The 13,128-nt window shown below is 72.2% G+C and carries 13 protein-coding genes; 7 read left to right on the top strand and 6 right to left on the bottom strand.

Features of this window, described 5'->3' with window-relative positions; translation table 11 throughout:
* Positions 1-128: 128 nt before the first annotated feature.
* Positions 129-1,448 (bottom strand): geranylgeranyl reductase family protein, encoded by a 1,320-nt coding sequence (locus H9I49_RS13285; RefSeq protein WP_188030843.1) that lies wholly within the window; start codon positions 1,446-1,448, stop codon positions 129-131.
* Between the two features lie 168 nt (positions 1,449-1,616).
* On the bottom strand, positions 1,617-2,309 hold the full coding sequence (locus H9I49_RS13290) for a demethylmenaquinone methyltransferase (protein ID WP_188030844.1): 693 nt from the start codon (positions 2,307-2,309) through the stop codon (positions 1,617-1,619).
* Positions 2,310-2,448: 139 nt separating this feature from the next.
* On the opposite strand from H9I49_RS13290, the gene H9I49_RS13295 reads away from it, so the two are divergent.
* Together H9I49_RS13295 and menD are read left to right on the top strand one after the other, a co-directional pair.
* Positions 2,449-3,744 (top strand): isochorismate synthase MenF, encoded by a 1,296-nt coding sequence (locus H9I49_RS13295; protein ID WP_188030845.1) that lies wholly within the window; start codon positions 2,449-2,451, stop codon positions 3,742-3,744.
* A gap of 10 nt (positions 3,745-3,754) precedes the next feature.
* Positions 3,755-5,503 carry a 2-succinyl-5-enolpyruvyl-6-hydroxy-3-cyclohexene-1-carboxylic-acid synthase gene (gene menD, locus H9I49_RS13300; RefSeq protein WP_370587563.1) on the top strand — a complete coding sequence of 583 codons (1,749 nt, stop codon included), beginning with the start codon at positions 3,755-3,757 and terminating at the stop codon, positions 5,501-5,503.
* A gap of 7 nt (positions 5,504-5,510) precedes the next feature.
* Here the strand turns inward: menD and H9I49_RS13305 are convergent, their stop codons facing one another.
* From H9I49_RS13305 to H9I49_RS13320, 4 genes are all read right to left on the bottom strand, one after another.
* Positions 5,511-6,272, bottom strand: a complete 762-nt coding sequence (locus H9I49_RS13305; RefSeq protein ID WP_188030847.1) for a 3-keto-5-aminohexanoate cleavage protein — start codon at positions 6,270-6,272, stop codon at positions 5,511-5,513.
* Positions 6,269-7,273, bottom strand: a complete 1,005-nt coding sequence (locus tag H9I49_RS13310; protein ID WP_188030848.1) for an o-succinylbenzoate synthase — start codon at positions 7,271-7,273, stop codon at positions 6,269-6,271. The genes H9I49_RS13305 and H9I49_RS13310 overlap by 4 nt, the downstream gene beginning before the upstream one ends.
* 23 nt (positions 7,274-7,296) lie before the next feature.
* A complete protein-coding gene (locus tag H9I49_RS13315) occupies positions 7,297-7,548 on the bottom strand; it encodes an SdpI family protein (protein WP_188030849.1) in 252 nt (83 codons plus the stop codon).
* 129 nt (positions 7,549-7,677) lie between these two features.
* Positions 7,678-8,160: an NUDIX domain-containing protein gene (locus H9I49_RS13320; protein WP_188030850.1), complete on the bottom strand. Its 483-nt coding sequence runs from the start codon at positions 8,158-8,160 to the stop codon at positions 7,678-7,680.
* A 36-nt stretch (positions 8,161-8,196) separates the two neighbouring features.
* On the opposite strand from H9I49_RS13320, the gene H9I49_RS13325 reads away from it, so the two are divergent.
* The 5 genes from H9I49_RS13325 to H9I49_RS13345 all read left to right on the top strand — a co-directional run bounded on the left by H9I49_RS13325 (position 8,197) and on the right by H9I49_RS13345 (position 13,061).
* A complete protein-coding gene (locus H9I49_RS13325) occupies positions 8,197-9,156 on the top strand; it encodes a 1,4-dihydroxy-2-naphthoyl-CoA synthase (RefSeq protein ID WP_188030851.1) in 960 nt (319 codons plus the stop codon).
* Between the two features lie 95 nt (positions 9,157-9,251).
* Positions 9,252-10,769 (top strand): NB-ARC domain-containing protein, encoded by a 1,518-nt coding sequence (locus H9I49_RS13330; protein ID WP_188030852.1) that lies wholly within the window; start codon positions 9,252-9,254, stop codon positions 10,767-10,769.
* Entirely contained in the window at positions 10,673-11,119 is a 447-nt protein-coding gene (locus tag H9I49_RS13335; protein WP_188030853.1) for a ThiF family adenylyltransferase, read from the top strand. Before H9I49_RS13330 ends, H9I49_RS13335 begins: the two co-directional genes overlap by 97 nt.
* 149 nt (positions 11,120-11,268) lie before the next feature.
* Positions 11,269-12,495: a hypothetical protein gene (locus H9I49_RS13340; protein WP_188030854.1), complete on the top strand. Its 1,227-nt coding sequence runs from the start codon at positions 11,269-11,271 to the stop codon at positions 12,493-12,495.
* The gene (locus H9I49_RS13345; RefSeq protein ID WP_188030855.1) at positions 12,492-13,061 is read left to right on the top strand and encodes a DUF3105 domain-containing protein; all 570 of its coding nucleotides are present in this window, start codon (positions 12,492-12,494) and stop codon (positions 13,059-13,061) included. Before H9I49_RS13340 ends, H9I49_RS13345 begins: the two co-directional genes overlap by 4 nt.
* The last annotated feature ends 67 nt before the right edge of the window (positions 13,062-13,128 follow it).

A 13,128-nucleotide genomic window follows, 5' to 3' on the forward strand; every position in this document is an offset into this window, starting at 1 on the left:
TGCCTTTCGGTCGTGCGAGACGTGCGTGGCGGGGGCATAGGTGCGCGGCGCACCCATCCTATGGGCGTCGGTGACGATTGTGCTCGGCGTCACAATGGCACCGACGAGGGGGTCGGCCAGTGGTCCGGTCATGCGTCCGGCGCCAGTCGCGAGAGGGCGTGGATGATCCGGTCGCTCGCACCCTTGCCGGCAGGATCGGCGAGGTTGGCCATGATCTTGAGCAGGAACGGCATGAGCTTCGTGCGGGGCAGGCCGTGCTTCGTGGCGAGGCGCATGACCTCGGGGTTGCCGATGGCGTGGGCGAACCAGCGGCCCAGCGTGAAGTAGCCGCCGAGCTCGTCCTTCATGACCTTGGGGTATGCCGCGAGGAGCCTCTCGCGGCCGGCGTCGCTCGGTCGGGCCATCGCCTGGGCGACGAGCTCGGCTCCGACGCGGGCGGCCTCGAGGGCGTAGTCGATGCCCTCGCCGTTGAACGGGTTGACCATGCCGCCCGAGTCGCCGACGAGGAGCAGCCCGTCGGCGTAGAGCGGCGTGCGGTTGAAGCCCATCGGCAGGGCCGCGCCGCGGATCGGGCCGGCCGACTCGTCGTGCTCGAGGTGCCACTCGGCGTCGATGTCCTCGACCCAGCGGCGCATGACGTCCTTGTAGTCGGTCTTCTGGAACGCCGCGGTCGTGTCGAGGGTGCCCAGGCCGACGTTGGTGCGGCCGTCCTCGAGCGGGAAGAGCCAGCCGTAGCCCGGCATGAGGATGCGGTTGCCGGCGTCGTCGCGGGTCCACAGCTCGAGGTGGCTCTCGAGGTAGTCGTCGCGCCGAGGCGTCGTGTAGTACGCGCGGACGGCCACCCCCATGACGCGGTCCTCGCGCTTGGGCCGGCCGACGGCCGTGGCGAGGCGGCTCGAGACCCCGTCGCTCGCGACGACGACGGGCGCACGGTAGGTGACGGTCTCGCCGGTCGTGCGGCCGGCGTCGTCGAGGCGCTTGGCCGAGACCCCGGTGACCCGACCGGCCCCGTTGCGGACCGGCGCGGTGACGCTCGTGCGCTCGTGCAGGCGCACCCCCTTGCGCTCGGCGTGGCGGGCGAGGGTCTCGTCGAGCTGGGAGCGCGTGCGCACCATGCCGTAGCCGGGAAAGGCGTCGGACTCGGGCCAGTCGAGCTGGAGCGTGTGCCCGCCGCCCTTGATGCGCAGGCCCTTGGTGCGCTGCCAGCCGGTCGTGTCGACGCCGAGGGAGATGAGCTCCTTCGTCGCACGCGGGGTCAGGCCGTCGCCGCAGATCTTGTCGCGGGGGAAGGCCGACTTCTCGAGGAGGACGACGTCGAGACCGTGGTCCGCGAGGTATGCCGCCGTCGCGCTGCCACCCGGACCGGCACCGACGACGACGACGTCGGCCCGCTCGACGGGTGCACCGCCAACCCCCGAGGGGCTGGGCGCGACGCTCGAACTGGTCATCTCTCCCTGCAGCTTCCGGACCGCTTGTGAAGAACTTCACGAACTCTTCCGGGAGTCTATTCCCGCGATTTCGCCCTTGTCAGATAAGGCATGCCTAACCCATCGTCGACAGGTCACGTCTTGCGCGACGTCGCGACCGGCATACGAGCTGCCGACAGAGGCTGTCGCTCAGCGCTTCGTGCCGTGGTGGAGCGCGACGATGCCGCCGGAGAGGTTGGTCCAGCCGACCTGCTGCCAGCCGGCCGTCTCGACGACGCGGGCGAGCTCGCCCTGCGGCGGCCAGGCCCGGATGGACTCGGCGAGGTAGACGTACGAGTCCGGGTTGCTCGACGTGCGACGGGCCACGGACGGCAGTGCGCGCATCAGGTAGTTCGTGTAGACGGTGCGGAACACCTTGTTGACCGGCTGGCTGAACTCGCAGACGAGCAGCCGCCCGCCGGGCTTGGCGACGCGGAGGAACTCGCGCAGGGCCGTCTCGGGATCGACCACGTTGCGCAGCCCGAAGCTCATCGTCACGACGTCGAAGCTCTCGTCGGCGAACGGCAGGTTCATCGCGTCCGCGGCCGTGAACGCCATGTCGGGGCGGCGGCGCCGGCCCACCCGGAGCATGCCCAGCGAGAAGTCGGCCGGAACGACGTCGATCTCCTGGTCGGCCCACGGCTCGCTCGACGTGCCGGTGCCGGCGGCGATGTCGAGGATGCGCTCCCCCGGCTTCGCGTCGACGGCCTTGACGACGGCCCGCCGCCACAGCCGGTCCTGGCCGAGCGAGAGCACGTCGTTGGTCACGTCGTACTTCTCGGCGACGGTGTCGAACATCGACGCGACGTCGACCGGCTTCTTGTCCAGCTGGGCACGGCTCATGCGCTCATCCTCCCACCCCGTGATCACCGGAACCCACCGGTGCGAAGTGCCCGCTCGACACTCGAGTGGCCAGTTTCACCCGCACCCGTGCCGACCACCGGGGCGGCCGGACCCGCGGGCAGCCGTAGAGTTGCACCCGATGTCAACGCTTCCCGCCTCCGAAGCGCCGTCCCCGTCCGCTGGACCGACGGTCGTCGTCCGCACGGTGCCCCTCGAGGCCGCGGACCCCCTGCTCTCCTACCTGCCTGCCGACCATCGACACGACGACCTCGTCTCGTGGGTGCGCCGCGGCGACGGCCTCGTCGGCTGGGGCACCGCACTGACGTTCGAGGCGAGCGGCGAGGACCGGTTCGTCCAGGCCGAGGCCTGGTGGCGTGAGGTGAGCCGGCACGCCGTCGTGCGCGACGAGGTCGAACGACCGGGCAGCGGACTCGTGTGCTTCGGCTCGTTCCCCTTCGCGGACGACTCCGCAGAGCAGGCGCGGCTCGTCGTGCCCTCGACGATCGTCGGACGCCGTGAGGGTCGGACGTGGCTCACCACCGTCTCGCTGGACCCGCAGCTGACACTTCTCGAGAAGCCTTCCGTCGCAAACGATCCCGAGCCGCCGCGTGGCGTGGCATTCGCCGACGGAGCCGTCTCGCCGGCCGCGTACGCGCATTCGGTCGCCGAGGCCGTCGAGCGCATCGGGGCGGGCGAGGTCGACAAGGTCGTCCTCGCCCGCGACCTCGTCGCGACGGCGGCCGGCCCCATCGACCCCCGCTGGCTCCTGCGCCGCCTCGCCGAGCGCTACGAGAACACCTGGGTGTTCTCCGTCTCCGGCCTCGTCGGCGCGACTCCCGAGCTGCTCGTCCGCCGCGACCAGGGCCTCATCACCTCACGGGTGCTCGCCGGCACGATCCGCCGCACGGGCGACGACGACAAGGACCTCGCGCTCGCCGCGTCGCTGGCCCGCTCGTCGAAGGACCTCGAGGAGCACGAGTACGCGGTGCGCTCGGTCGCCGAGGCCCTGGCCCCGCACTGTTCGTCGATGAACGTGCCCGAGGCCCCTTTCGTGCTGCACCTGCCCAACGTCATGCACCTCGCGACGGACGTCGCGGCCGTCAGCGCCGACGACGCGTCGTCCCTGACCCTGGCCGCCTCGCTGCACCCGTCGGCGGCCGTCGGCGGCACGCCCACCGCGCGCGCCGTCGCGCTGATCGCCGAGCTCGAGCACATGGACCGGGGCCGCTACGCCGGTCCGGTCGGCTGGATGGACGCCCACGGCGACGGGGCGTGGGGCATCGCCCTGCGCAGCGGCGCGTACGCCCCCGACGACCCGTCGCAGCTCACCCTGTATGCCGGGTGCGGCATCGTCGCGGGCTCGGACCCCGAGTCCGAGGTCGCCGAGTCGAACGCCAAGCTCATCCCGATGCGCGACGCGCTCGCGAGCGACTGACGAGACCACGGTGACCGGTCGACGCACGGCTCCCGAGCTCGCGCTGCGGGTCGTCCAGCAGCTGTGGCTAGCGGGCGTGCGCGACGTCGTCCTCGCACCGGGGTCGCGCTCCGCGCCCCTCGCCCTCACCCTCGACGCCGCGGACCGCGACGGCGACCTGCGCCTGCACGTGCGGGTCGACGAGCGGTCAGCAGCCTTCCTCGCCCTCGGGCTGGCCACGGGGTCACGCCGTCCGGTGGCGGTCGTCACGACCTCGGGCACCGCGGTCGGCAACCTGCTGCCCGCCGTCATGGAGGCGCACCACACGGGCCGACGGCTCGTCGTCGTCAGCGCGGACAGGCCGGACCGACTGCGGGGCACGGGCGCGAACCAGACGACGGAGCAGGCGGGCATCTTTGGCACCTTCGCACCGTGCCACGACCTGACCGCCGACGTGACGGATGACGACCTGGGCACCCTTGTCACACAGGCGTGCTCGCGGCCCGGACCGGCACAGCTCAATGTCCAGCTCGACGGCGACCTGCTCCCCCCGGACCCCGACCCCGACACGTGGTGGCAGAGCCCGGCCCCCAGGGACGAGCCGGACCAGCACGCCAACTCAGCCACGGCGAGACTCGCGCGCGCAGAGGTCGACGCCGAGCCGTCGGTGTCGCTGCCCACCGACGGTGAGGTGCTGCCCCTCGGTCCGCGCACCGTCGTCGTCGCCGGAGACGACGCCGGGCCGGCGGCCAGGTTGCTCGCGGAGGCGGCGAACTGGCCCCTGGTCGCCGAGCCCACCTCGGGGTCCCGCATCGGCCGGCAGGCCATGCGCACCGGACGCCTGCTCCTCACGACCGACCTGCGCGGAGACATCGACCGTGTCGTCGTCATCGGACACCCGACGCTCTCGCGGCCCGTCATCAACCTCGTCAGCGACCCCGACCTCGACGTGCTCTCGGTGCGCGGGCGAGACGGCGTCGCGACCGACCCGGGACGCATCGCCCGCGTGCTCGATGTCGCGCCCCGGGTCGAGGGTCCCGACGACGCGTCGTGGTTCGACGCGTGGCGCGACGCCGACGACCGGCTCTCAGCCCTGGTCGACGCGGGTTTGGCTGCCCCGGAAGCAGATCCGTCCCGGGCCCCCGGTCTCGAGGCCGGGATCTCACCGCTCTCCGTCGCCGCCGTCGTGGCCGACGCCGTCCGCGCCGACACGACGCTCGTGGTCGGCTCGTCCAACCCCGTCCGCGACCTCGACGTGATGGCCCGGCCGTGGCCGCCGCACGAGCACCGCTTCGTGGTCGGCAACCGCGGGCTCGCCGGCATCGACGGCATGGTGTCGACGGCCGTCGGCATCGCTCTGGGCCGTCCGCGCGCGGCGAGGACCATCGCCTACCTCGGCGACGTGACGTTCCTGCACGACACGAACGGGCTCCTCGTGGGCCGAGGGGAACGCCGACCAGACCTGACCCTCGTCGTCCTCAACGACGACGGGGGTGCGATCTTCAGCTCGCTCGAGCAGGGCGACCGCCGCTATGCGAGCGCCTTCGAACGGGTCTTCGCGACGCCGCACGGCACGGACCTCGAGGCGCTGTGCGCGGCGCACCACACGGCATACGAACGCGTCGACGACCTCGACCGGCTTCGCGGAGCCCTTGCCGAGTCATCGTCCGGCACAAGGGTTCTCGAGATTCCGGTGTCCCGCGTCGACCGCCGCGAGGAGGCCGCCTGGCTGCGCGGCCTCGCGCAGCGCGCCGTGCCGCACCGCGACGAGCAGCGCTGACCGCCCCCTACAGCGGGTCAGGCACGGGCCACTGTGAAGGCGTGCCGGGCTCGGACCGGGCCGCCACCGTGACGAGCTCGACGTTGTCGCGGGCTTCCTTGCCGGTCGGCAGGACGAGGGTGTCCTCGAGGCCGATGCGCACGTCGTAGCCGCTGGCCTGGGCCCACCGGAGCACCGGCCACGTCCAGCGTTCCTCACCGTGGACCAGGACCGGCGCCGGGGACATGCCGAGCGCCGCGAGGATCCGCTCCGCCGCCCACGGGCCGTCGGAGCCCGGTGTCACGCCGGGGATGAGCTCGACGAGCACCCGCTCGACCAGCCAGGGCCAGTTCATCGCGACGAACCGGCTCGCTGCACGCGGGGTCCAGATCCCGGCCTCGATGCCGGTTCCTTTGTCGCGCAGGGCTTCTGCCACCTCCGACGCGCCTTCCTCGTGCCAGTTCACGCTGGCACAGTCAGGCCAGCCGAGGTCAGGTGAGGGCCACTCCGAGACGTGCGCGACCTTGCGCCGGGCGGTGTCGACGATGCCGCCGCGGGTCGAGACGCTGACGCGCACTCCCGGCGTCGCCGCCCGTACCGCGAGGACCGCGTCGACGACATGGCGGGTCTCGAAGGTCTCGAGGCCCGAGTCGTCACGCGGGTGGACGTGGACCATGAACGCGCCGGCAGCGACGGCATCGGCCGCCGCGCCGGCGAGCTCACCGGGCGTGACGGGCAGGCGCCGGTGCTGCCCGCGGGTGCGGTCCCCGTTGAGGCACGCCACGATCACCGGGCGCCCCGGCTCGCGAGCAGTGCGTGGCAGCGGACGAGTCGGTCGCGCCACCACTGCTGGCGGTCGGGCGGGGCCGCCAGGGCAGCGAGGGCTTCGGCGTCGGGCACGGCGCGCCCGGTCGGCAGCACGCCCGCCCTCGGGCGAAGGGGGGTCGCCGAGACGTCCCGCTCGAAGAGGCCGACCGTGCCGAGGCCGCAGGCGTGGTCGAGGGTCGGCAGGGCTGCTGCGAGCGCGACCCCCGCCGCGATGCCGACGCTGGTGTCGAGTGCCGACGACACGACGGCCGGGAGACCACACGCCTCGACGACCTCGAGCGCGCGTGTCACGCCCGCGAGGGGTGCCACCTTGACGACGACGACGTCAGCCGCCCCGAGGCGCGCCACCCGGAGGGGGTCGTCGGCCTTGCGGATCGACTCGTCTGCGGCGATGAGGACGTCAGTGCCTTTGCGTGCCAGTGCCGTTCGCAGCTCGACGAGCTCCTCGACCGTGGCGCAGGGCTGCTCGGCGTACTCGAGCCCGTATGCCGCAAGGCGCGTGAGCGCGTCGGCGGCGGCGTCGACGTCCCAGCCGCCGTTGGCGTCGACCCGGATGCGCGCGGACGGACCCATGGCGGCCCGGACGGCGGCGACACGGTCGAGGTCGTCACCGAGCGCCTGCCTCCGCTCCGCGACCTTGACCTTGGCGGTGGTGCAGCCGTCGAACCGGGCCAGGACGTCCGGCACCCGGTCGGGCGGGACGGCCGGGACGGTGGCGTTGACGGGGACGGCGTCGCGCACGGGAGCCGGCCAGGCGGCATACGCGGCCTCGAGCGCGGCGGCCAGCCAACGCGCGGACTCGTCGTCGGCGTACTCGACGAAGGGCGCGAACTCGCCCCAGCCGGAAGGGCCGTCGAGGAGCACCGCCTCACGCACGTCGACGCCGCGGAACCGTACGCGCATCGGCAGGGCGACGACATGCGCCCGGTCGAGCAGCTCGTCGGCGGTGGGCAGGGGCGTCATGCCCCCATCATCACCGACGCAGGTCAGCGGGCGGGGAAGGCCTCGTGACGGTCATGGGTCGGGTCGGGCTGGGACGTCGCGGGTGGCCTGGTGACCACGTCCGGCTGCCGACGTCGGTCGTCGCGGGCACGACCGTGGCAGCCGACCGTGCGGCGGCCGGAGTGCGGCAGCACCCACAGGAGGGCGAAGAGCCACCAGAAGCCGTGGCCCGACGAGCCGAGGGCGACCGCGATGAGCACGACACCGGCGATCATGAAGGTGCGAGGCGAGAACACGTCGATCTCCTCCGTCAGGGGACCGGTCGGTCCCGTCACCTCGACGCTAGGCCGGCGGCAGGTCGGCTACCTCCGCCCTCTGTCAGGACGTGTCCCTGACAGATGTCATGACCCCCCGCCGGCGGTACCTCACCGGCCGAGGCGGACGTCGGCGGCGTTGTCGACGGCGGCAGCGATGCGGTCCCGGTGCACCTGCGACATCTGCGGCAGCGCGTCCAGCGGGAACCACCGAGCGTCGGTCGACTCGTCATCACCGGGCCGCGGGCTGCCCGACACCCACCGGCACCGGAACGTGTGGTCGAGGTACTGGGCGAGGTCGCCGTTGACGTGCGTGACGACGCCCGTCGCGGACACCCACACGAGCCGCTCGATCTCGGCGACGACGCACGCCTCCTCCTCGACCTCGCGCACGGCCGCCACGTGCGGGTGCTCACCCGGGTCGACGATCCCGGTCACCGGGGTCCACGCACCGTTGTCGGAGCGCTTGACCAGCAGCACCTCGTCGACGCCCGTGGCTGCGGTACGCAGCACCACGGCCGTGACACCCGGCATCCACAGCAGCTCGCGACCGACCATCGAACGCAGGTGGGAGACGTAGGGAGGGATCGGCATACGGCCGACCCTAACCCCGCCGATAGGGTCGGGCTCGTGAGCAGCGAGACCAGCCCTGGCGCCGTGTCCGAGGTCTTCGACCCGAGCGAGTGGGAGGCGGTCGAGGGCTTCGACCTCACCGACATCACGTACCACCGGCGTCGGCCCCTGCCCGGTCGACCCCACGCCGAGTCGGGTGTCGTGCGCATCGCGTTCGACCGGCCCGAGGTGCTCAACGCCTTCCGGCCGCACACCGTCGACGAGCTCTACCGTGCCCTCGACCACGCGCGCATGACGCCCGACGTCGGCGTCGTGCTCCTCACGGGCAACGGCCCGAGCCCCAAGGACGGCAAGAGGGCGTTCTGCTCGGGGGGCGACCAGCGCATCCGCGGCCGCTTGGGCTACCAGTACGCCGACGGCGACACAGCCGAGACCGTCGACGAGGCCCGGGTCAAGGCGCAGGGCGGACGCCTGCACATCCTCGAGGTGCAGCGCCTCATCCGGACCATGCCCAAGATCGTCGTCGCCGTCGTGAACGGCTGGGCGGCAGGTGGTGGGCACTCTCTGCACGTCGTCTGCGACCTGACCATCGCGAGCCGCGAGCACGCCCGCTTCAAGCAGACCGACGCCGACGTGGGCTCGTTCGACGCCGGCTACGGCAGCGCCTACCTCGCCAAGATGGTCGGGCAGAAGTTCGCGCGCGAGATCTTCTTCCTCGGCCGCACCTACTCCGCGGACGACATGCACCGGATGGGCGCGGTCAACATCGTGGCCGACCACGCGGACCTCGAGAAGGAGGCGCTGCAGGTCGCGACGGAGATCATGGGCAAGAGCCCGCAGGCGCAGCGGATGCTGAAGTTCGCCTTCAACCTCACCGACGACGGGCTGATGGGCCAGCAGGTCTTCGCCGGCGAGGCGACCCGCCTCGCCTACATGACCGACGAGGCCGTCGAGGGACGCGACCAGTTCCTCGAGAAGCGCGACCCCGACTGGTCGCCGTTCCCCTGGTACTTCTGACGGCTTGATCAGTATGCCGCCGGGTCCACCCTCTTGCTCATCCGCCGCCCCGTGTCCCTCCAGAGGAGCGGCGACCCCGTGCGCGAGGAGGTCCGATGAGCCGAGTCGTCCCGGACGCTGACGGGCCGCCCCGCCCCGACGGAGTCCGCTCCCTCGACGAGCTCGTCACGCGGCTGCAGACGCTGCGCTCTTGGTCCGGGACGTCGTACCGGGCCCTGCACCGCGAGATCCTCCGGGGCCGCAAGCAGCGCGGGATCGCTGAGCTGCCGGCCTTCGACACCGTCCACCGGTGTCTACAACCGGGCCGCACCCGGATCGACGCCGAGCTGGTCGTTGACGTCGCCGCGGCCCTGCTGGGCGACCGTGACCTAGCTGCCCCATGGCGGCAGGCATGCCAGGTCGTCGCGCAGACCCAGTACGAGGCACGGCTCGTGGACGTCTCTGACTCCCTCCCACCCGACGACGCCGACTTCGTTGGCCGCCGGGCCGAGCTCGACGCGGCCCTGGCCGCGGCTCGCGAGCCCGGCGCGATCGTGGCGATCATGGGGATGGGTGGGATGGGGAAGACGAGGCTGGCCGTGCGGGTCGCCCACCGGCTCGCTGCCGGGCTGGGCGAGGGGGTCCGCACGTACTTCGTGGACCTCAGGGGCTTTGACACCGAACGCCCACCTGCCGACCCGAATGCCGTCTTGGACGAGCTCCTGAGGCGTCTGGGCGTGCCGGCGGCCCGCCTCGTGCACCTCGACATGGACGCCCGTCGGGCGCTGCTCCGCGGACGCCTGTCGGGACGGCCGACGGTCCTTGTCCTCGACAACGCGTCGTCGGGCGAGCAGGTCCTGCCGTTGCTCACCGGCGAGGGCGCCTGCCGCCTCCTGGTCACGTCGCGCCACGCCCTCGAAGGAGTGCCCGGCCAGGAGATCGAGCTGGACCCGTTCGACGGCCATGACGCGCTCGACGCTCTCCGATGCGCTGCTCATCCCGTGCCGGTGGACGTTCGCGGCGCGGAGGCGCGCCAGATCGTCGAGCTGGTCGGGCGGCATCCACTGGCGCTGTCACTCGTCGGCGCCCGCGTGCGGTCGGCGCCCGGTTGGAGCATGGCCGACCACGCCGAGCGGCTCTCCGAGGCCCGCCGGGCCGGCCGACTGGACGTCGGCATCGAGGAGACCCTGAGCTTGTCGTACGACCGACTGCCCACGGGGAGCCGCCGCCTCCTCCGGATGATGGCGCTCCACCCCGGTGGCGACCTCGACCACTACCCGGCGGCAGCGCTCCTCGACGCGGCGCTGAGTGATGCGGACGAGGCGCTGTCCGAGCTCGTGGACGCAAGTCTCGTTCGCCGGTCTCCCCTCGGACGGTTCAGCCTGCACGACCTGGTGCGCACCTTCGCGTCCCATCGCGCACACGAGGAGGACCCCGCTTCGGCACGTCGAGCCGCGACGGCCCGCCTGCTCGACCACCACGGGGGTCCACCGCCGACGTTGCCGGTCTGCTCGAGACCTACCGGCCCGACCTCGTCATGTGCGGCATCGACCACCCCCTCGAGGTCGGCGGCTGGGTCAACGCCGCCTGCGTCCGGGCCGGGGTGCCGTTCATCCGCGCCGGCATGCGCGTGACCACAGGGCTGGTCCTTTCCGTCGACCCAGGCCGCAGCGCGTGCTGCACCTGCATCGGCACCGCGGCCGACCTGACGCCGGACGATGCTGCGGTCGCGGAGCTGTTCAGGTCTCGCACGTCGCCCAACCGCGGCATCGGCCCCGTCGCGGGCCTGCTCGGCTCGCTGTCGGCCTTCGAGGCACTTCGGTACCTCACCGGTTTCGAGCCACCGGCTTACGCCGCACGACAGCTCACCATCGACTTCGCGCACGGGTGCGCGACGACTGTCTCGCCGTGGACGAAGCGTCCGGACTGCCCGGACTGCGGGCCCGCCGCGGCAGCGACCCAGGGAGGAGGTGAACACCCTTGAAGATCGAGGTCAAGAAGATCGAGAACGTCCGCCTGACGATGTGCGTCGAGGACGGTGGCGGCTGCTCCAGCTGATCACGGACGGGCCGTCTCCGTACAGGGGCGGGGGCGGCCCCCAGCACTCTCATGAAGGGAACCACCAGAGGGCCCATGGCAGACCTGACCAACGCCAGCACGTCCGTCCAGGCCATGCACCTGCTCGTCGTCGGCCATGACGGCTCGGACTTCGTGCTCGGACGCCCCGATCTCGGCGTGTTCGTGGCGGTCCCGGAGCCGGGAGCCGTGTTCGTCAACGCCGTGAAGTCGGGCGCCTCCTTGGAAGAGGCGACGGAGCGGGCGACCGAGGTCGCCGGCGAGGTCGTCGACGGGCTGGACTTCGTGAAGAGCCTCGCGAACGCCGGCCTGCTCGATGCGCCGGCCGCCACTGGCCCGGGCGCGGGTCGTGGCCGGGCCATCCCATGGGTCGACGGGGTGCGCGCTGAGGTGGCCAGACCCTTCTTCAGCCGAACCGCGCACGCGATCTACGCCGCGGCGACGGCATTCGTCGTCGCCGTGATCGTGCTGGTCCCGGCACTGCGACCGCGCTTCCAGGACGTGTGGTGGGTCCCCGACCCGGTCACATCGGTGCTCCTGCTGCTTCCGATCACCGTGGCGCTCGGCGCGCTGCACGAGGCGTGGCACTGGCTCGCCGGGCGCGCCCTCGGCGTCCCGGCGACGTTCCGGGTCAGCCATCGCGGCGTCTTCCTCGTCTTCGAGACCGACCTGTCGCAGATCGTCGTCGTCGACCGCCGGCGGCGCTACATGGCGTTCCTCGCAGGCATGGCCTTCGACGTCACCCTTCTCGCCGTGATCCTCGCTGTGCGCCTGGCGGACCGCGCCGGAGTCGCAACTCTCCCCGGGTGGCTGGGACGGCTGCTCGCGGCCATCGCGCTCGGCCAGGTGTTTCGGCTTGTCTGGCAGTTCTGCGCCGTCGCGCAGAGGAGCGACATGTATGCCGTGCTCGCCAACGCCCTGCGCTGCCACGATCTGCACCGGGCGACCGTCCTCACGACCAAGAACCGCATGTGGAGCCTGACCGACGAGGAGCGCCGTGAGCTGGCGGCGATCAGCGCCCACGACCGCAGGGTGGCCTCGTGGTTCGGGGTGGTCTACCTCGCCGGCACGGTCGCGATGATGTGGTTCGCGGTGGCGTTCGCGCTGCCCGGTGCGCTGGGCCTGCTCGGTTGGGCGGGGGCCAACCTTGTCCATCCGGCAGTCGCGACCTGGACCTTCTGGTCCTCGGCAGCGGTGGCCGTCTACGTCGCGACCCGGTGGTTGCTGCCTCCCGTCCTGGCCATTCGCGAGCGCCGGATGCGGAAGGCGGGGGTGCTCCGATGACCCGCTCCCCCCGCCGGTGGATCTGGCGCATCGCCCTGGCGGTCACCGTGGTCGCGATCGCGGCGCTCGCCACGACGCAGTACCGCACGGTGCTCGGGGCGCTGGCAGGCTCGACGGCCGAGCAGCGAGAGGACTCCTGCCTACCGGGCAGGTCCGTGCCCCTCCTCGACAGCCCACATGTCAGTGAGGAGCAGGCCGCCCGCACCCGATACAACTCCGTGCCCGCGACGTCCGGGCCGCACTACGCCTTCGCGGCCAACACCGGCATCTACTCCAGCCCGGTCCCGGAACCGTCGTTCGTCCACACGATGGAGCACGGCCATGTCGTCATCGCCTACTCGCCGACGCTGGCCGCCGCGGACGTGCACGTGCTGGAGGAGATCACGCGTCGACACTCGGACGACGTCCTGCTGACGCCGTACCCCGGTCTGGAGCACGGGGTTGCGCTGGCGGCCTGGGGCCGACTCCTCACCCTCGACGACGCCGATGAGCCGACCGTCGTGGCCTTCGTCACGACCTTGGCCGGGCGGTACGACCACGGGTGGCTGGCCGACCCCTGCCACTGAGGAGTCCCGTGCCTGGACGCTGTCAGCTGGGCGTGCCGTCGCCCGGCTCGTCGCGGTAGTCGCCGAA

The organism is Terrabacter sp. MAHUQ-38 (genome assembly GCF_014518425.1).
GTDB lineage: Bacteria > Actinomycetota > Actinomycetes > Actinomycetales > Dermatophilaceae > Terrabacter.